Annotated in this window: 17 protein-coding genes and 1 pseudogene; 7 read left to right on the top strand and 11 right to left on the bottom strand. The window is 71.2% G+C overall.

Translation table 11 applies throughout. The features are described from left to right. The first annotated feature begins 142 nt into the window (after positions 1-142). Entirely contained in the window at positions 143-583 is a 441-nt protein-coding gene (locus ACIOKD_RS14760) for a hypothetical protein (RefSeq protein ID WP_402083027.1), read from the top strand. Between the two features lie 46 nt (positions 584-629). Here the strand turns inward: ACIOKD_RS14760 and ACIOKD_RS14765 are convergent, their stop codons facing one another. From ACIOKD_RS14765 to ACIOKD_RS14790, 6 genes are all read right to left on the bottom strand, one after another. After that, the gene (locus ACIOKD_RS14765) at positions 630-2,096 is read right to left on the bottom strand and encodes an aldehyde dehydrogenase family protein (protein WP_402083028.1); all 1,467 of its coding nucleotides are present in this window, start codon (positions 2,094-2,096) and stop codon (positions 630-632) included. After that, positions 2,093-3,823: an amidohydrolase family protein gene (locus ACIOKD_RS14770; protein WP_402083029.1), complete on the bottom strand. Its 1,731-nt coding sequence runs from the start codon at positions 3,821-3,823 to the stop codon at positions 2,093-2,095. Before ACIOKD_RS14770 ends, ACIOKD_RS14765 begins: the two co-directional genes overlap by 4 nt. Positions 3,824-3,934: 111 nt before the next feature. Continuing rightward, entirely contained in the window at positions 3,935-5,053 is a 1,119-nt protein-coding gene (locus ACIOKD_RS14775) for an LLM class flavin-dependent oxidoreductase (RefSeq protein WP_402083031.1), read from the bottom strand. A gap of 122 nt (positions 5,054-5,175) precedes the next feature. Beyond that, the gene (locus tag ACIOKD_RS14780; protein WP_402083034.1) at positions 5,176-5,973 is read right to left on the bottom strand and encodes an SDR family NAD(P)-dependent oxidoreductase; all 798 of its coding nucleotides are present in this window, start codon (positions 5,971-5,973) and stop codon (positions 5,176-5,178) included. 133 nt (positions 5,974-6,106) lie between these two features. Next, the gene (locus ACIOKD_RS14785) at positions 6,107-6,397 is read right to left on the bottom strand and encodes a DUF6415 family natural product biosynthesis protein (RefSeq protein ID WP_402083542.1); all 291 of its coding nucleotides are present in this window, start codon (positions 6,395-6,397) and stop codon (positions 6,107-6,109) included. Positions 6,398-6,441: 44 nt separating this feature from the next. Next, positions 6,442-6,756, bottom strand: a complete 315-nt coding sequence (locus tag ACIOKD_RS14790; protein ID WP_402083037.1) for a GntR family transcriptional regulator — start codon at positions 6,754-6,756, stop codon at positions 6,442-6,444. A gap of 160 nt (positions 6,757-6,916) precedes the next feature. Here ACIOKD_RS14790 and ACIOKD_RS14795 point away from each other — a divergent pair, with 160 nt between their 5' ends. Next, complete coding sequence (locus tag ACIOKD_RS14795; protein ID WP_402083040.1) at positions 6,917-7,258, top strand: hypothetical protein; 342 nt, start codon at positions 6,917-6,919, stop codon at positions 7,256-7,258. Between the two features lie 440 nt (positions 7,259-7,698). Here the strand turns inward: ACIOKD_RS14795 and ACIOKD_RS14800 are convergent, their stop codons facing one another. Then, positions 7,699-7,857: a hypothetical protein gene (locus tag ACIOKD_RS14800; RefSeq protein ID WP_402083574.1), complete on the bottom strand. Its 159-nt coding sequence runs from the start codon at positions 7,855-7,857 to the stop codon at positions 7,699-7,701. Between the two features lie 58 nt (positions 7,858-7,915). Further along, the gene (locus ACIOKD_RS14805; RefSeq protein WP_402083043.1) at positions 7,916-9,265 is read right to left on the bottom strand and encodes a hypothetical protein; all 1,350 of its coding nucleotides are present in this window, start codon (positions 9,263-9,265) and stop codon (positions 7,916-7,918) included. Between the two features lie 284 nt (positions 9,266-9,549). On the opposite strand from ACIOKD_RS14805, the pseudogene ACIOKD_RS14810 reads away from it, so the two are divergent. Further along, positions 9,550-9,913 (top strand): annotated as a pseudogene (locus ACIOKD_RS14810) (ATP-binding protein); the annotation flags it as partial. A 558-nt stretch (positions 9,914-10,471) separates the two neighbouring features. On the opposite strand, the gene ACIOKD_RS14815 reads toward ACIOKD_RS14810, so the two are convergent. Together ACIOKD_RS14815 and ACIOKD_RS14820 are read right to left on the bottom strand one after the other, a co-directional pair. Continuing rightward, the gene (locus ACIOKD_RS14815; RefSeq protein WP_402083046.1) at positions 10,472-11,374 is read right to left on the bottom strand and encodes an LLM class F420-dependent oxidoreductase; all 903 of its coding nucleotides are present in this window, start codon (positions 11,372-11,374) and stop codon (positions 10,472-10,474) included. Positions 11,375-11,529: 155 nt separating this feature from the next. Then, the gene (locus tag ACIOKD_RS14820; RefSeq protein ID WP_402083049.1) at positions 11,530-12,762 is read right to left on the bottom strand and encodes an amidohydrolase family protein; all 1,233 of its coding nucleotides are present in this window, start codon (positions 12,760-12,762) and stop codon (positions 11,530-11,532) included. Between the two features lie 224 nt (positions 12,763-12,986). Between ACIOKD_RS14820 and ACIOKD_RS14825 the strand changes: the two genes are divergently transcribed. The 4 genes from ACIOKD_RS14825 to ACIOKD_RS14840 all read left to right on the top strand — a co-directional run bounded on the left by ACIOKD_RS14825 (position 12,987) and on the right by ACIOKD_RS14840 (position 17,361). Continuing rightward, complete coding sequence (locus ACIOKD_RS14825; protein WP_402083052.1) at positions 12,987-15,941, top strand: BTAD domain-containing putative transcriptional regulator; 2,955 nt, start codon at positions 12,987-12,989, stop codon at positions 15,939-15,941. Between the two features lie 216 nt (positions 15,942-16,157). Beyond that, positions 16,158-16,472 (top strand): hypothetical protein, encoded by a 315-nt coding sequence (locus ACIOKD_RS14830; RefSeq protein WP_402083055.1) that lies wholly within the window; start codon positions 16,158-16,160, stop codon positions 16,470-16,472. Positions 16,473-16,657: 185 nt separating this feature from the next. Next, positions 16,658-16,819: a hypothetical protein gene (locus ACIOKD_RS14835; protein WP_402083058.1), complete on the top strand. Its 162-nt coding sequence runs from the start codon at positions 16,658-16,660 to the stop codon at positions 16,817-16,819. A 167-nt stretch (positions 16,820-16,986) separates the two neighbouring features. After that, positions 16,987-17,361, top strand: coding sequence for a DUF6247 family protein (locus ACIOKD_RS14840; protein ID WP_402083060.1), 375 nt, complete (start codon positions 16,987-16,989; stop codon positions 17,359-17,361). 99 nt (positions 17,362-17,460) lie between these two features. Here the strand turns inward: ACIOKD_RS14840 and ACIOKD_RS14845 are convergent, their stop codons facing one another. Beyond that, positions 17,461-18,645 carry a serine hydrolase domain-containing protein gene (locus tag ACIOKD_RS14845; RefSeq protein ID WP_402083062.1) on the bottom strand — a complete coding sequence of 395 codons (1,185 nt, stop codon included), beginning with the start codon at positions 18,643-18,645 and terminating at the stop codon, positions 17,461-17,463. Between the last annotated feature and the right edge of the window lie 42 nt (positions 18,646-18,687).

The raw sequence follows: 18,687 nt of genomic DNA on the forward strand, positions 1-18,687 counted from the left end.
GGCCGTAGCGTCGCTACGAGGGGACTTTCCGGACCCACTCGCACGCGGTGTTCCGGTCGCCGACCACGCCTTCGAGCCTGATGCATGCCGCACAGGCCGGACGGCCGAGCCGGGACGGACAGCGTCCCGATAGCCTCTGACCATGCCTGATTCCCATCACGCCGTGTACGAGGTCTGCTTCAGCCGCTCCCTGATCCAGGCGCTGGCGGGGGCCGGACGGACACCCCTCGTCGCCTTCCGCGTCGACGGCGAGGGCGTACTGCTCGGCGGTGCTCCGGCCCGGTACAAGGCGCAGACCGCGTTCGTGCCGTGGGAGGACATCACCTCGGTCGTGCTGTGGCAGCAGCGCATGGCCGGCCCGTCGATGACCTACGTCGGTGTCCAGCGACGGGCCGGAGCGCCACCCCTGCCCGGCATGAACGCTGGACTCCGCCCGGGGCAGACGACGAAACTCGCGCCCCACATCGAGCACGACCTCTTCCTGGCCAGCCGTCCCGTCAACCGCTGGCGCCTCGACCCGCACGGCCTCCAGGCGGCCGTCGACGCGTTCGCCCCCGGGACACCGGTCCTGGTCCGCGAGTAGCCCGACCCCGAACGGCCTCCCCGAGGGCCGCGGTGGCGGGTGGTGTTCAGCCCGGCCACACCAGCGACTGAAGTTCCGAGTACGCGTGCAGGGCGTACGAGCCGACGTCTCTACCCACGCCGCTCTGTTTGAAGCCGCCGAACGGGGCCTCCATGTTGCGGCCCACCGTGTTGATGCCGACGCCGCCGGAGCGGAGCCGGCCCGCCACGCGGAAGGCGCGGGCCACGTCGCCCGACCAGACATAGTCGATCAGGCCGTAGTCGCTGTCGCCGGCCAGCGCGACGGCCTCCTCCTCGTCGTCGAAGGGGACGACCACGACCACCGGGCCGAAGATCTCCTCGCGGACCACCCGCATGTCGGGCGTGCAGTCCGCCAGGAGGGTCGGGGCCACGTAGAAGCCCCGGTCGAGCGGCGGGCGTTCGCCGCCCGCGACGACCCGCGCGCCCTCCTTGCGGCCCAGTTCGACGTACGACTCGACCCGGTCCCGGTGGGCGGACGAGATCAACGGGCCGACGACCGTGCCCGGGGATCGAGGATCACCCAGCGGCAGACGGCTCGCGTAGGCGCTTAGTTGGGACACCAGGCGGTCGTACACCGGCCGCTGCGCGAGCACCCGTGTCGGGGCCGTGCAGATCTGGCCGCTGTAGAACGAGAATGTGGTTCCGATGCCCCGGACCGCCGACTCCAGGTCCGCGTCCTCGAAGACGATCGCCGCGCCCTTTCCGCCCAGCTCCATCAGCTGCCGTTTCATCCCGCGCCCGCACACCTCGGCGATACGGCGGCCGACCGCCGTCGAGCCGGTGAAGCTCACCATGTCGACGTCCGCCGAGTCGACGGCCGCCTCCCCGACCTCCGCACGCGAGCCGGAGACGACGTTCACGACGCCCGGCGGCACCCCCGCCGCCTCCAGCGCCTCGGCCATCCGGTAGACGGAGAGCGGGTCCTGCGGGGCGGGCTTCACGAGGACCGTGTTGCCCATCGCGAGGGCCGGCGCGATCTTGCCCGCCGGGTTAGCCCAGGGGTTGTTGTACGAGGTGACGCAGGTGACCACGCCCACCGGCCGGCGGACGGCGAGCGCGCCCAGCACGGCGGCCCCGCCGAAGGGGCCCGCCTCGTTGATCTGCGGGGGCAGCGGCTCCTCGACGGGCTCCACGCGCGCGTACCGCTGGAACCGGGCCGCCCCGACCCCCACCTGCATCCCGCGCGCGGTGCCGGTGGTGGCCCCGGTCTCCGCCTGGGCCAGTTCGGCGTACGGGACGAGGTTGCGCCTGATCTCCCCGGCCGCCCGGTGCAGGACGGCCGCCCGTTCCTCCGGTGCCGTGCGCGACCACGTCCGGAAGGCCTCGCGGGCCGCGCCTGCCGCCGCGTGCACCTGATCCCGCGAGGCCTCCGGCGCCAGCCCGACGACCTCCTCGGTCGCCGGGTCGATCACCTCGTAGTGGCCGCCGTCCGGCTCCACCCACGAGCCGCCGATGAACAGCCCCCGCACGGAGGCAACCGGAGCGCCAGTCACTTCGTGCTCACCGTGCGCGTGTCACGGCCCGAGCGGAGCACCTTGCCGGGTACGGCCCCGGTCACCACGTCGTCGCGTATCGACTCGACGCCGTTGACCCACACGGCCGTGACGCCGATCGCCCTGGAGTCGAGGCGCGGGCTGTCTCCCGGCAGGTCGTGCACCAGGGTGGCCTTGCCGGCGTCGATCCGTTCCGGGTCGAACAGCACGAGGTCCGCATGGAAACCCTCCGTGATCCGTCCGCGCTCACGGAGCCCGAAGAGCTGTGCCGGATCGTCCGTGAGCATCTTCACCGCCTGCTCCAGCGTGACCAGTCTCCGGCCCCGCAGGCAGTCCCCCAGGAACCGGGTCGTGTACGGCGCCCCGCACATCCGGTCCAGATGGGCACCCGCGTCCGAGCCGCCGAGCAGCACGTCCTCGTGCCGCCAGGTCTCCTGGCGCAGGGTCCACGAGCCGGGGTCGTTGTCGGTCGGCATCGGCCACAGGACCGTACGGAGGCGGTCCTTGGAGCAGATCGACACCAGGCACTCGAAGGGTTCCTGGCCGCGCTCGGCCGCGATGTCCCGTACGACGCGACCGGTGAGCCCCTCGTTCTCCGCGCTGTACGTGTCCCCGATGACGTACCGCCCGAAGTCCGCGAGGCGGCGGAAGACGCCGGCCTCCTTGGATTCGGCCCGCCTCAGCATCTCGGCGCGGACCCCGGGGTCCCGCAGCTTCTCGATGCGCTCGGGCACGGGGAGGCCCAGGATCTCGCCCCAGCCGGGGATGAGGTTGAGGGCGCAGAAGGTGCCCAGCGACATGTTCATGGGCGTGAGGATCGGCATCGTGAGCGCCACGATCCGCCCGCCCGCCTCACGGGCCCGCTCGCTCGCCGCCAGTTGCCGTGGCACGCGCTCGGGCACGGCCGCGTCGATCGTCAGGACGTTCCAGTTCAGGGGGCGGCCGGCCGCCGCGCTCATCTCCACGAACAGGTCGATCTCGTCGTCGCTGAACTGGTCGAGGCAGCCCGCCACGATCGCCTCGATCTGGGTGCCCTCGCGCTCGCCCACCGCCCGCGAGAGGGCGATGAGTTCGGCGGGCCCGGCGTGCCGGGAGGCGACGGGCTTCCCGTCACCGTCGGAGTGGGTCGACGACTGGGTGGTGGACAGACCCCAGGCCCCGGCCTCCATCGCCTCGTCGAGCAGCGTGACCATCGCCGCAAGCTGCTCCTCGGTGGGCTGCCCGCCCACGGCCCGCGGCCCCATCACGTACCGCCGCAGCGCGCAATGCCCCACCATGAAGCCCGCGTTGACCGCGATCCGGCCCTCCAGGGCGTCGAGGTACTCCCCGAAGGTGTGCCAGCTCCACGGCGCGCCCTCCTCCAGCGCGACCAGCGACATCCCCTCGACCTTGGACATCATCCGCCGCGTGTAGTCGGCGTCCTCGGGCCGCGAAGGATTCAGGGGCGCGAGCGTGAAGCCGCAGTTGCCGCCCGCCACGGTCGTCACCCCGTGGTTCAGCGAAGGAGTCGCGTACGGGTCCCAGAAGAGCTGCGCGTCGTAGTGCGTGTGGGGGTCCACGAACCCGGGCGCGAGTACGAGCCCGGAGGCGTCCTCGGACGTCCGGGCCTCCTCGGTGACCGCCCCGACGACGGCGATCCGCCCGTCCCGTATCCCCACATCGGCGACGAAGGCGGCCCCGCCCGACCCGTCGACGACTCGCGCACCTTTGATCAGATGGTCAAGCACGACAAAACCCTTCTCTGCCTTGCGCCTTCTGGCTTACGGCGGGCCCCACTCACCAAGGGGCGCGGGGAACTGCGCGACCAGCCACGACGCCGCCGCACCCTCCGACGACGCTCAGCCCGCCGCCCTGAACCGAGTGGTCCGGTGAACAGGATCCGTATCGATCTTCGGAATCACGTGTTCCCCGATCAACCGAATCGTCTGCAGCGTCTCCTCCTTCGGCACCCCCACCGGCAGCCCGAAGGACAACTGATCGGCCCCGGCCTGCTCCCACCGCTTGCACTGCGTGCGCACCTCGTCCGGGTCTCCGCAGATCAGCAGCTCCTCGGCGATGAGCAGTTCGATGAACTCCTCGTTGTACTCCGGCAGCGTCTCGGGCCAGACGGGGAAACCCTCGGGCCGCGGGAACGTGTCGTGGTAGCGGAAGACGAGCGAGGGCAGATAGTGCAGCCCGCCGCTCACGGCGACCCGTACCGCCTCTTCGTGCGTGGGCGCGCAGACCGCCGTCGTCGTCACCATCACGTTGTCGTTGACGAAGTCCCCGACCGGCTCGGCCTCGACGACGGCCGTCTTGTACTGATCGAGGACCCACTCCATGTCGGAGACCTTCTGCACGCTGAAGCCGAGCACTCCGAGCCCTTTGCGGGCGGCCATCGCGTACGAGGGCGGCGACCCGGCGGCGTACCACATGGCGGGGTGCGACTTCCCGTACGGCTTCGGCAGGATCTTGCGGGGCGGGAGCTGCCAGTGCTTGCCCTGGAAGCCGACGTACTCGTCCTGGAGCCACATCTTGGGGAACTCGGCGATGGTCTCTTCCCAGATCTCCTTGGTGTAGTTCATGTCGGTGATGCCGGGGAGGAAGCCGAGGATCTCGTGCGACCCGGCCCCGCGCCCGCTGCCGAACTCGAAGCGCCCCTCGGTGAGATGGTCGAGCATCGCGACCTTCTCGGCGACCTTCACGGGGTGGTTGACCTGGGCCAGCGGGTTGAAGATGCCCGATCCCAGATGGATGCGCTCGGTGGCGTGGGCCAGATAGCCGAGGTAGACGTCGTTGGCGGAGAGGTGCGAGTACTCCTCCAGGAAATGGTGCTCCGACGCCCAGGCGTACTTGAAGCCGGACCTGTCGGCCTGGATGACGTACTCGGTCTCCTCCATCAGCGCCTTGTGCTCCGCGAGCGGATCGGTCTCGGCCCGCTTGCCCACGTATCCCTGTACAAAGAGCCCGAATTCCACGGAGGTTCACCGTCCCCTGTATCCGTCATCCGCCCGGCGCCAGCCGGACCTGACGCATCGTCAGATTGACCTGCCGCCGACTGTGGCACCGAGCCCGCGAGGCGTCAATAGCTGACGGGTCGTCACATGACGCTCACTCCCGCCAGCCATCCCCCGTCGATCACGAAGGGCTGGCCGGTGATGTAGGAGGAGTCGTCACAGGACAGGAAGAGCGCGAGGCGGGCCACCTCCTCGGCCCGGCCGATCCGGCCGAGCGGCACGAGCTTGCGGTACAGCTTGGCGACGGACGCCGAGGCCGCTTCCGCGGCGGCCTCGGCGTCCGTCGCCGCCGGATCGAGCAGGGCGGGATTGCTCATGGCGGTGTCGATCGCGCCGGGGCAGACGGCGTTGACGCGGATCCCCTTCGCCGCCAGCTCCAGCGCGGCGACGCGTGTGAGGCCGACGATGGCGTGCTTGCTCGCGCTGTACGCGCCGACGTACGCCATGCCGGTGAGTCCGGTGTACGAGGCGGTGTTGACGACGGTCCCGCCGCCGGCCGCCTCGATCTCGGGGGCCAGGGCCTTGATACCGAGGAAGACGCCGACCTGGTTGACCCGCACGATCTGCATGAACTCGTCGAGAGGGGTGTCGACGAGGGCGTTGAAGCGCAGGATGCCGGCGTTGTTGACGAGCCCGTCGACCTTCCCGTACGCCTCCTTCGCCACCGCCACCGCGGCGGCCCAGTCGCCCTCCCGGCTCACGTCCAGATGGACGTACCGGGCGCGGGCCCCCAGCTCCTTGGCAAGGGTCTCCCCCTGCTCGTCGAGCACGTCGGCGACGACGACCGCGGCGCCCTCCTCCACGAAGAGCCGCGCCTCCTGCTCACCCTGGCCGCGTGCGGCGCCGGTGACGAGTACGACCCGCCCGTCGAGCTTGCCCATGGGTACTCCTTGGTTGTCCTTCAGAGACGTGGACGCGCGGACACGACTTTGCTGACGCACCGTCACCGGGCGACGGACACACCATGCTCGTATCTGATGCCTCGTCAGACAAGGGGTCGGGGCCAAGGAGGAATCATCCGGCTGTCAGACGGCTGTCTGGGACGTCAGGCGACCCGGCGGAGAGCGTGCGAACGGGTCCGAGGCCGAGGCGCATGCGGGCCTCGCCGACGCGGGCAAGCGCGCAGGTGCGGGGCACGTCACCCCCGGGAGGCCGTCCGGCCGCGGCTTCCACTTCGGGGACGGCGACCATGATGTGCCCGCGCAGCTGCAGGGTGAACGTCTCCAACTCGTCGGGCGTGGGCAGCTCGGCGTCCTCTGCGAGCAGGCGGCGCGACCAGGGCGGTGCGTGCAGCGGGCACTTCACGGTCAAGGGGTGCGACTCGTACCTGCGACTCGTACCCGTCGGACTTACTCGTCGGTCGAGCCCGACCCGTGGCCGTCGGGCGCGTCAGCGGTCTCTCGCTCGATGACGAACGACCCCTTGCCGACGACCGTACGCACGTAACCCAGCTCAGCCAGCAGGACCAGTGTCTTGCGGGCCGTCCCGCGCGCGATCCCGAATTCCTGCATCAGTCGGTCCACGCCGGGCAGCGCCCGCCCCAGCAGGTACACGCCGTTCTCGATGCGGGAGATCAGGACTGCGGCGAGTTGCAGGTACAGCGGGTCCGCCGCGTCCGGGTCCAGTTCGTCTACCGGGCCATAGCCCGCCGGGATGTCCACCATGGGTTGACCGTAAGCGGCCAAGGAATTCCACACTCGTCCGTGTCATGGCATGGCATGCCATGACCAGGTTGCCCTAGTGTCGGGCAGGACACGAGAAGACCCCCGCGACGGATGCGACCCGTCCGGGGGCATGGCCACCAACTGCACGGAGTTGATGACGGTGAGCATTATCCACACGTTGCTGCGAGGGGTTCTGGGCCTACTCGCCCCCGGTACCGGGAGGCGGCGGGCTGCTCGCCACCACTGCCCACCGGCCGCAGCGTTCCGAGCGGCGGCACCCCGCGCCACCGCGGTCTGGCCCCCAGAGCCCCGCTCCCCGTACGGCCTGGCCGAAGCGCCACTCGACGGGGGCGTTTCCCCCCTGGTCCGCCCCTACCTCGTCGCCGTCGAGCAGGAGCGAGCCCGGCAGTCGCGGCGGCGGATCGCGCTCGTCCTCGCCACCGACTTCGGTATCGACCTCGACCGGCATGTCGTCGGCGCCGAAGGGGCGGTGGCGTGTTGAGGGCACGGGAGGCGGACGCGGCGTTGCCCGCAGAGTGCGCGCTCACCGGGCGGCCCGGTGACGGGGACCCGCACCGGCTCTGCCGCCGGACGGCCGACGTACCGCCGCCCGGCTCCACGGGCCTGCCGCCGATGTCCCGCCACCCGTGCTCCTGCCAGGCTCCGGGCTCGGACGGCGGGGCATGGTGAAGGCCGGGCGGTACCCAAAGGGCGAGGTGTCCCGGCTGACCATCCGCACGTACCAGGTCAGCCCCGACGGCGAACCTGACGGCCCGGTACGGCAGCGCACAGTCACGAGCAGGCATGACAGCGAGCGGCTGCCGAAGTCGCACGAGTGGCCCCCGTGCCTCTGCTTCCGCTGCCGGAGCGGCCGAGGCCCGGCTCCCAGGTAGCGGCCGCATGAGGGGCCGTCCGCCCCCGGGCCACGGGACGGACGGCCTCCTACAGCAGCGGTCCCACATCTGCCCCGAACGCCCTCATCTGGTCGATGAGCTCACTCCGGCTGCGGCTGCGGCTGCGGCTTTGAAACCGCACCTGGATCTGGTCCACGCCCGTCGCCCCGGGTGTGGTCACGGAGCCACCCCCGTCGAGCTTGCCCACGGGTTCTCCATCAGAGAGACGCTCAGCGCTTCCGCGGTTTCAGCGTGCGTCCGGGTCGTCAGCTCTTCAGTGCCGCGACCTCCCGTGCGCGCCTGGCCAGTTCCTGCACAGGCTGCGCCTTCACGTGCCTCCGCAGTTGGGTACGCATCGTCTCGAAGTGGTCATCACCGCGAGCCGATGAGACGTGCTCGTAGTCGTCCAAGAACCGCCCCCACGCATCACACGACGCGTCGAGATGGCCGTACGCGTACTGCCGTTGCGCCAGCAGCGCGTACGAGTGCACGCGGCCTTGCCTCTCCACCTTCGGCTGCACTCTGATCGACTGCTGTAGAGCTTTGATGCTGCCAGGTAGGTCACGCTCCTCGTACAGCACATGCGAGAGGTGAAACAGCCACGCCGTCTGGTCGTACCCGCCGATCACGTCCCGCCGGTTGTCCGCCTTCGACAGTGCGGCCTCGGCCTCCCGGAGCCGGCTGTGCGCCATGTCCCGATCACCGACCATGCTCGCCGCGTGCGCCTGCTGTCCCCGCAGAAACGCAACCAGGCGAGGCCCTGCGGCCGGCGCTGCCTCCGCAGCCGAGTCGGCAAGTTCCAACGACTTCGGCCCGTACCCGAGATTGGATGCCTGCAAGCTCATGCCGCGCAGCGTGCGGCAGTAGGTCACCTGGTCCTGTGCCTCACGCGCCAGTTTCAACGCCTTGACGTAGTAGGTCTGGCCGAGGCCATGGGCCTTCTCGTACATGGCCATCCACCCCGTCAGATACGTCAGGTCGGATGCGGCGGCGAGCATGTCGAGGCGTACCTGTTCGCTCGCCTGCGCGCGCAGCCACGGCCCGACCGTGTTGACGAGCAAGGCAGCAGCCATGGGTCGAGCGTGCCCCGCGCCGAGTTCGTCGAGGATGTCCGCGATCCGCTCCGTCATGGTGCGTACCGCCGCGACCTGCGAGGCACCGACACGGATCGTTCTTCTTCCGGGGCTGACCGGCTGATCCGCTGCGTACGCAGGACTGGAGAAGCCAGGGACGGCAAGAGCCGCCGAGAACACGCCTGCGGTGAGCACGCCACGTCGGGATGGGTCCATGTCCGCCCTTCCGAGGTCTACCAATTCCTCGACCGTGTCGGCCTGTCCGGAGCCCAGGACGGACGAGGTGGGCGTAAGCCCTGCTTCGGCGTGCGTGACGGGCCGGCCCAGCTCCGCTGAAATCGCCTCGCCGATCAGCGCCCTGGCCTCGGGTTTCGGACGTGCACCGGCGATCCAGTGCGAAACGCTGGGCTGGCTGTAGTGGAGGTCCAACCCTGCCTGCACGCCTAGGCGGTTCACACGCTGCGCGAGTTGCGTCCGCGTCAGTTTCGCCTGGTCGAGCAACCCCGCAAGGGCAGGGTTGGGTGTGCGCTTGTTCGCGGCCATGCCTCATCTCCCGACGGCATTCCTGGCGTTCACGGTCCCACCGGCTTCCAACGGTACCTGCGGAGGGTGACCGCGCGGTTACCTGTTCAGTGAACCCCGAACGATCTCGGCCTACCAGGGGGCCTCGCGTGACCATGACCGAAGAGCACCTGTCCGGCGCAGGCGGGAAAGTGCGCCCCGCCGTCCACACCGAGCGGCCCCTCGACGCCGACGCCGAGCGAAAAACGCTCCACAGCACCAAGCCGACACCTCCGACGCGACGAGTCGGCCCAGCTCCCATTCTGTTGCTGGCGAGCGAGCCCGAGTCAGCAAGAGCGGCCCGCACGTTCGTACGTGAATACGTCGGCCACCACGTGCCGGGGGCGAGCGAGGACCACGTCGAGACCGTCGTACTCGTCACGTGCGAACTGGTCACCAACTCCATCCGGTACGGCACCGAGCCCGGTGATCTCGTGCGCGTCGTCATCGACGCGGACGCCGGCCGAACCCGCGTCGAGGTCCACGACCCCGTACGGCGCCGCCCCCGCGCCCCGCCCCGAGTCCGACGAGCGCGACCGCGGGCGCGGCCTGCTCATCCTCGACTCCCTGTGCGCCGACCGATGGGGCGTGACCGAGATCCCGCTCGGCAAGGCCGTGTCGGCGGAGGTGCGGACGACGACGTACGCAGAGCCGACCCTCAGCCCCGCCCCGCCTACTGATCCGAATCAGGACCGAAGGTGCGTGGGGCGGTCAGCAAGTGCAAGTAACCATCCACATGCCATGGAGGCAGGCACATGACCACAACGCAGGAACGCCCCGCAGCCGACGCGCGAACGCTGCTCGGTTCGGACATGCGGGCCACGAGTACACGGGTGGACCGCATCGAATGGCACGACCTTCCACGCAACGACTCGGGCCGCCGCCGAGCGGCACTCAGGCCCGGTGGAGACGGCCGAGACGCGCCGCACGGGGTCATGTCCAGGCTCGCCTGCACCATCCACACGCGAGCAGGCCGAGACGTTCGCCCGGCGGGTTCCCGCCTACTGTGCCGCCGACCCCGCAACCCTGACCGTGTTCGCGTGCACCGTCCACGCCGCTTGGGAGGACTGGGAGCGGACGCGCCCCATGCCTCACCGGGCCGCCCTCACCGCCGCCGCCCGGGAGTGGGCCGTCCATCGCCAGGCTTTGCCGTTTCCATAGGAGGGCGCACCCCGTGCCAGGAGCCGCCTACAACAGCGGGGCGACCCCCGACCCGAACGCAGCCATCTGATCGGTCAGTTCAGCCCGGCTCCGCGACCGGAACCGCACCTGGATCTGGTGCACCCCCATGTCCCGGTACGCCCGCAGCGACTCGGCGACGACCTCCGCGGAGCCGGAAACGGTCCGCCGCCCCACGGCCCACGAGGGCCGCCCCACGTACAGCGGTTCGGTGATGGCGCCGACGGTGAGCGGCCGGGTCACCCCCGCCTCCTGCCGCAGCCGCCCGAGCAGAGCGATCTGCTCGGGCAACCGCTCCCGCGGGTCCCCCTGCGGCAGCCAGCCGTCGCCCTTGACCGCGGCTCGCCGGACGGCGGCGGGCGAGGACCCGCCGACCCACACGGGCACGCGTTCCTGTGCGGGCCGGGGTCGCTGGCCGAGCCCTTCGAAGTCGTACAGCTTCCCGTGGTGGGACGGGAACTCGTCGGGGCCCAGGGCCGCCCGCAGGGCGTCGACGCACTCGTCCAGCACCGCCCCGCGCCGCTCGAAGTCCGCCCCGAGCGCCTCGAACTCCTCCTGTACGTGACCGGCGCCGACCCCGAGGATCAGCCGTCCGCCGCTGAGGTGGTCGAGGGTCGCGTACTGCTTGGCGGTGGCGAGGGGGTGCCGCAGTCCGACGACGGCGACGTGGCTGAGCAGCCGCACGCGGTCGGTGACCCCGGCCAGGAAGGCGAGGGTGGCGACGGGGTCGTACCAGACCGTGCTCATCGCGGCGGCGAGGCGTCGCGGGATGACGACGTGGTCGCAGCTCGCGAGGTACGCGAAGCCGGACGCGTCGGCGGTCCGGGCGATCTCCACCAGATCGTCCGGACCGGCGTCGGCCTCCCACGCCTCGGCGTAGAGGGTGCTCTGCGACTGGACGGGGAGTTGCATCCCGTAGGTGAAGGCCGCGGCGTCGAGGGGTGCGGCGCCGGAGGACCCGGTGCCGGAAGACCCGGTGCCAGAGGACCCGGTGCCGGAAGACCCGGTGCCAGAGGACCCGGTGCCGGAAGGCCCCGTGCCGGAAGGCCCCGTGCCGGAGGACGCGTTCAACGGGCACCGCCCGGTCCGGACCACAGCCCGTCCTTCGTCAGGCCCAGCAGTTCGATCGCGTTGCGGCGGACGATCCGGTCCACGACGTCCGCGTCCAGGTGACCCATCTGGGCCTCGCCGACCTGCCGCGACTCGGGCCAGGTGGAGTCCGAGTGGGGGTAGTCGGTCTCGTAGAGGACGTTGCCGACGCCGATCGCGTCCAGGTTCTTCAGACCGAAGGCGTCGTCGAAGAAACAGCCGTAGACGTGCTCGGTGAAGAGTTCGGAGGGCGGGCGGTGGACCTTGTCCGCGACACCGCCCCAGCCGCGGTTCTCCTCCCACACGACGTCGGCGCGTTCGAGAATGTAGGGGATCCAGCCGATCTGACCCTCCGCGTACATGACCTTCAGGTTCGGGAAGCGCTCGAACTTGCCGCTCATCAGCCAGTCGACCATCGAGAAGCAGCAGTTGGCGAAGGTGATGGTGGAGCCGACGGCGGGCGGCGCGTCGGCGGAGGTGGAGGGCATCCGGCTGCTCGACCCGATGTGCATGGCGACGACCGTGCCGGTCTCGTCGCAGGCGGCGAGGAACGGGTCCCATTCGTCCGTGTGGACGGAGGGCAGTCCGAGGTGCGGGGGTATCTCGGAAAAGGCCACGGCCCGCACTCCGCGGGAGGCGTTGCGCCGCACCTCCCGGGCAGCCAGCTCAGGGTCCCAGAGAGGGATGAGGGTGAGCGGTATCAGCCGGCCCCGGGCCTCGGGCCCGCACCACTCCTCGACCATCCAGTCGTTGTAGGCGCGCACGGAGAGGAGTCCCAGTTCGCGATCCTCGGCCTCGGTGAACGTCTGGCCGCAGAATCGGGGGAAGGTCGGGAAACAGAGGGCGGACTGCACGTGGTTGACGTCCATGTCGGCGAGGCGCTGCGGGACGTCGTACGAGCCCGGACGCATCTGCTCGTACGTGATGATCTCCAGCTTGATCTCGTCCCTGGCGTAGCCGACGGCGGTGTCGAGACGGGTGAGCGGGCGGTGCAGGTCCTCGTAGACCCACCAGTCGCCGATCGGCCCGTCGTCGCCGGGGCCGCCCATGACGGGAGCGAACCTCCCGCCCAGGAAGGTCATTTCCTTCAGCGGGGCCCGTACGACGCGCGGCCCCCTGTCCTGGTACTTCGACGGGAGCCGGTCCCGCCAGACGTGGGGGGGCTCCACCGTGTGGTCGTCCACCGAGATGATCTTCGGGAAGGTCTCCATGCGTTGTACCGTAGCGCCGATCTGACGGGGCGTCAGCTTCTGGGGAGCGGTCTCCGGAATGCGGGGACCGCCCCGCGAGGTTGCGAGGACGGGGTGTGGGCCCTGTGAGGGGACGCGTGAACTTGGCATGGCGTCCTGTGATCGGTGTCTCCCACGGCTGACGCATCCGCCATGAACAAGGCAAACTGGCCTGGTTGTCATGACGGTTCGGCAGGGGGACAGCGATGGACGGTGTACCGCGAGTACCGGAGCAGTGGGAAGCCGAGGAATCGGTGGCCCTGCGCTTCAGCGTGCTCGGCCCGGTGCGCGCCTGGCGTGGCGCGCAGGCGCTGCCCACGGGGTCCCCACAGCAACGCGCGCTGCTGGCCGCTCTGCTGCTCCGCGAGGGCCGCACGGCCACGGCGGGCGAGCTGATCGACGCCCTGTGGGGCGACGACCCGCCGTCCCAGGCGCTGGCGGCCGTGCGCACGTACGCCTCACGGCTGCGCAAGATCCTCTCCCCCGGCGTGCTGGTCAGCGAGTCCGGCGGCTACGCGATCCGGCTCTCCGACAACGCCGGTGGCGGCGGCACCCTCGACCTGGCCCTGGCGCAGGAGCTGGCGGCCGACGCGGAGAAGGCGAAGAGCAGGGGCGACCTGTGCCATGCGCGCGCCCTGCTGAGCAAGATGCTGAGCCTGTGGGACGGGGAGGTTCTGGCGAGCGTCCCTGGCCCGTACGCGGAGACCCAGCGCACCCGGCTGCAGGAGTGGAAGCTCCAGCTCACCGAGTCGCGCCTGGACATGGACCTCGAACAGGGCTGCCACGCCGAGGCGGTCTCCGAACTCACGGCGCTCACCGCGGCGCACCCCCTGCGGGAGCGGTTGCGCGCGCTGCTGATGCTGGCGCTGTACCGCTCGGGCCGCCAGGCCGAGGCCCTGGCCGCGTACGCGGACACCCGGCGGCTGCTGGCCGACGAGCTGGGCGTGGACCCGAGCCCGGACCTCCAGGAACTGCAGCAGCGCATCCTCCAGGCCGACCCGGGCCTGGCCGAACCCTCGGCGCCACTGGCCCCGGAGACCGCGGCCACCCCGGTGCGCCCGGCGCAACTGCCCGCGACCGTCCCGGACTTCACCGGCCGCTCGTCCTTCGTCTCCGAACTGTGCGAGGTCCTCGCGAGCGCCGAGGGCCGCGTGATGGCCGTCTCCGCGCTGGCCGGCATCGGCGGCGTCGGCAAGACCACGCTCGCCGTCCACGTCGCGCACCGGTCACGCGTGGCCTTCCCGGACGGACAGCTGTACGTGGACCTGCAGGGCGCGGGCGCGCGGGCCGCGGCGCCGGAGGCCGTACTGGGCGCCTTCCTGCGCGCGCTGGGCACCCCGGACTCGTCCATTCCGGACTCCCTGGAGGAGCGGGCGGCGCTGTACCGCTCGGTGCTGGACGGCCGCCGGGTCCTGGTCCTCCTCGACAACGCGCGGGACGCGGCCCAGGTCCGGCCCCTGCTGCCCGGCACCGAGGGGTGCGCCGCGCTGGTGACCTCGCGGGTGCGGATGGTCGACCTGGCAGGCGCGCACCTGGTCGACCTCGACGTGATGTCGCCGGAGGAGGCCCTCCAGCTCTTCACGAAGATCGTCGGCACCGAGCGGGTGGAGTCGGAACGCCAGTCCGCGCTGGACGTGGTGGCGGCCTGCGGCTTCCTGCCGCTGGCCATCCGGATCGCCGCCTCCCGGCTGGCCGCCCGGCGCACCTGGACGGTCTCGGTCCTCGCGGCGAAGCTCGCGGACGAGCGGCGGCGCCTGGACGAGCTCCAGGCCGGCGACCTGGCCGTGAAGGCCACCTTCGAACTGGGCTACGGGCAACTGGAGTCGGCCCAGGCCCGCGCCTTCCGGCTGCTGGGCCTCGCGGACGGCCCGGACTTGTCCCTCGCCGCCGCCGCCGCGGTCCTGGACCTGCCCGTCGAGGACACGGAGGAACTCCTTGAGTCCCTCGTCGACACCTCGCTGCTGGAATCGGCGGCGCCCGGCCGCTACCGCTACCACGACCTGGTCCGGCTCTACGCGCGTGCCTGCGCCGAACGGGACGAACAGCCGCCGGGCGAGCGGGCCGCCGCGATGTCGCGCCTGCTCGACTTCTACCTCGCCACGGCCGCGGGCGTCTACGCCATCGAGCGCCCCGGCGACCGGCTGGTGGACCACCTGGAGACCACGCAGCACCCGGGGCTGACCTTCTCCGGAGGCAGCGCCGCGCTCGACTGGCTCTACACGGAGGCCGCGCCGCTGCTGGCGTGCGTACGGCAGTCGGCGGGGACGGATCTGCTGCGGCGGGCGGTGGACCTGTTGTGGGCCGCCAAGGATCTCACCGAGTCCGGGGCGAACTCGCACCAGTACGAGACCACGGCACGGGCGATGTGCGACGCCACGCGGGCCGCGGGGGACGACCGGGCGGAGGGGCGGGCGCGGACGGTCCTCACCGACGTCCTGCTGGTCTCCGGCCGCATCCAGCAGGCGGAGGACGAGGCCCGACGCGCCATGGCACTCGCGGGTGCCGCGCAGGACGCCACCGCGATCAGCTGGGTCGCCAACAACCGGGGCCTCATCTGCCTGCACCAGAGCCGGCACGCGGACGGCAAGGAGTTCTTCGATCAGGCCATAGAGCTTCTGCGGTCGGCCGGCAACCGGCCGTTCGAAGCGACCAGCCTCTGCAACCTCTCGCGCGCCCACCTGGGCATGGGCAACGTCAGCAAGGCCGTGGAGATCGCACAGCGCGGTGTCTCGATCCATGCCGAATTCGGCCGGACGGTACGCCTCGCCAACGGCCACTACGCCGTGGGTATCGCTCTGCACATGGCCGAGCGGCACTCCGAGGCGCTCGGCCACTTCTCCGAAGCCCTGGGCATCCTCGGGGACCACCGGCAGCGGCTCTGGGAGGGGACGACCCACTTCCGTATCGCCGAGGTCCATCTGGCCGCCCATCGCCCCGCCCAGGCGGCGCAGCATGCCGAACAGGCGCTCGCGCTCAGGTGCATCGGCGGTGACCGTATGCGGGGCAACGTCCTGACGCTCCTGGGCCGGGCCCTGTCGGTCCTGGGACAGGTGGACCGGGCCACGGCCTGCTGGAGAGAGGCCCTCAACCTCTACGAACAGAGCGGCGCCAAGGAGGCCGCCGAGGTGCGCGCCCTGCTCAGGCCTGCCGCGGCGGCCTGATCGAGGGGCCGCCCACCAGTGTGGATGCAGACGTTCAGCATTCGTTTATCTCCGCGCGTCAGTCTCTACCTGTCACACCGTCGCGTCGGGGGGCAGACGGTCTGACCAGGAGCCCAACCGGCTAGTGTGCGGCTCCGAACGCCCGTCCAGCGGCCCTCGGGGGAGTCTCTGGACGGGCGTTCTTCACTTGCCAACACGATCAGAGGGAGTCATTCCATGAGCGACAAGAAGAAGGACACGGCCGGAGCTCTGCCGGACGACTCGGTCAAGGACGAGGCCATCACGACGATGGACAACCCGATGCCGACGCCGACGGCCGGACCTGACCTCACCGCGATGGACAACCCCATGCCCACACCGCCGGCCGGGCCCGACCTCACCGCGATGGACAACCCGATGCCCACGCCGCCGAAGGACCCGGGCGTCGTCACGCTGGACAACCCGATGCCGAGCGGGCCCGCCAAGGGTGGCGTCACGACGCTGGACAACCCGATGCCGGCGCCGCCGTCGCTCGGGCTGGACAACAACTAGAGACCTTTCTCCCGACGGGGATCGGCCGCGGTGGCGCGGAGGGGGAGCCACCGCGGCCGAAGTCTGTCCGGGGCGCGATCCGGCCGATCGGCGACGTGCACCGTTTCGGCCCGGCAGGACGAAGCACCTGTACGTTGTCGGCGTCCTTCGGGCGTCCGGCCTTTCCCTCTCACCCAGGAGTCGGTATGACCCGTACGCAGAAGTTCCTCACGACGCTCACCCTGATGCTCGGCGTCACCGCCGCGGCCGCGAGCCCGGCACTGGCCGACAACTCCATGCCCGCGCCCGCGCCGAACGACACCGCGACCGTGACCGTGTCGGCAGCGCCCGCCGTCCCGGCCCCCTGACACCCGCCACCCCGACAGGGCCGAGCCCCGACCGGTGCTCGGCCCGTCGTCGTGTCCGGTGGGCTCGTCGTCGTGTCCGACGGGCTCGTGGGTCCCGGCCGGAAGTCGTTGCGAGCAGGTCCCGCCCCTCGCGGTGCCCGCCCGTACGCCGTACTGTGCGGATCACGATGACAGCGCAGCCCATCGAGCCCGGCAGGCCCCTCGTTCCCCGGCCGGAACGGACACCCGGCGCCCTTCGCGCGGCCGTCATCCGGGTTGCCCCGCACCGGCTCGCCGAGCTGGAGCGGGAGACCGACGGGGCCATCGGGGCCGCCGCGCGCACCGGCAGTCTCGGGCCGATCATCCAGCTTCTCGACACCTGGGCCGTCACCGTGGAGATCGCGAGGTTCCCGTCCACGGCCGCGCGGCTCCGCAAGGCCGAGCACACGGTGGGGACCGTCGGCCGGGGCGCGCCCGCGCGGCGCGGGGCCCGGGACGAGATCCATGCGTTGCGCGCGGCTGCGCGGGAGTCGCTTGCGCGGGGCTCAGCGACTGCGACGTAGGCACGTCGCACATCCGCATGCCGGTGGGGGCTGCTCACGCGGTTCCCCGCGCCCCCGCCCCTGGAGCGCGCCCCTGACGGGGCGCGCCGGGGGTCGGTGTCACGCGCAGAGTTCGTCGTCGATCAGGGCGTTCTGGGCCCGCTGGGTGGACGAGTCGGACGAGCCGTCACCGGTCGAGTTCAGGACGACGGTCCGGCGGCCGTCGCCGCTGATGCCGTTGCGGGTGGTGTAGCCGGGGAGGTTGCCCCCGTGGCTGTAGTAGGCGCCGCCGCAGGACAGCGGGACCTTCATCAGGCCGAGGCCGTAGCGCACGCCGGGCCAGCCGGGTTCCAGTTCCGGGGCAGGCACGGTCGTCTTCATCGCCGTCAGCTCCGCCGGGCGCAGCAGCCGGCCGCCGAGGAGCGCCTGGTAGAAGCGGGACAGGTCCGCCGTCGTACTGATCATGGCGCCCGCGGCGCCGCCCGCGGAGACGTTGAGTTCGGTGATGTCGATCGCCGGTCCCGCTTCCTCGAAGCTGGAGTAGCCGCGCAGATGACGGCCGGGGATCCGGGAGTCCGTCGTCGGGGCGAGGGTGTCGCGCAGGCCCAGCGGGCGGATGAGACGCCTGGTGACCTCCTCGTTCCAGGTGTGCCCGGTGACCTTCTGGATGATCATTCCGGCGACGATGTAGTTGGTGTTGGAGTAGCTCCACCCCTCGCCGGGCGCGAATTCGGGGGCGTACCGCATGGCGACGGCGACCAGTTGCTCCGGGGTCCAGGTGCGGTAACGGTCGGCCTGGTAGCCGGCCTTACTGGCGAACTCGGGGAAGTCCGCCGTGTAGTCGAACAGCCCGCTGGTGTGCTGGAGCAGCTGCCGTACGGTGATCGCGCCGCCGTCGTTGCCGTGGCCGGAGACGGCTCCGGGCAGCCAGTGCTCCACGGTGTCGTCGAGCGACAGGCGTCCCTCGCCGACGAGTTGCAGTATCACCGTGGCGACGAACGTCTTGCCGGCGCTGGCGATCCGGAATTTGTCACCGGGGCGTACGGCCGCCTGCGTGGCCTGGTCGGCGACGCCGCCGGTGGCGTACCGGGCACCTCGCGGGTCCGTCGACCGCGCCACGACACCGACGGTCCCGGTCTCCATGATCGCGTCCACGCCGGCCTGCAGCGCCTTGCTGTGCGAGGTGCCGTGCGCCGGTGTGACGGTGGCCCCGGTCGCGCCCGCGGCGGGCAGGGTCAGGCCGACGCCGGCCAGGACGGTCGCCAGGGTCACGGCCACCACTCGGGAGGTGAGTTCGGTGTTCATGGGTCGCGGGCTCCTCGCGTCTCGTTCCGGCCGTCGTTGCGG

This window comes from Streptomyces sp. NPDC087844 (genome assembly GCF_044742785.1).
Classification (GTDB): domain Bacteria; phylum Actinomycetota; class Actinomycetes; order Streptomycetales; family Streptomycetaceae; genus Streptomyces.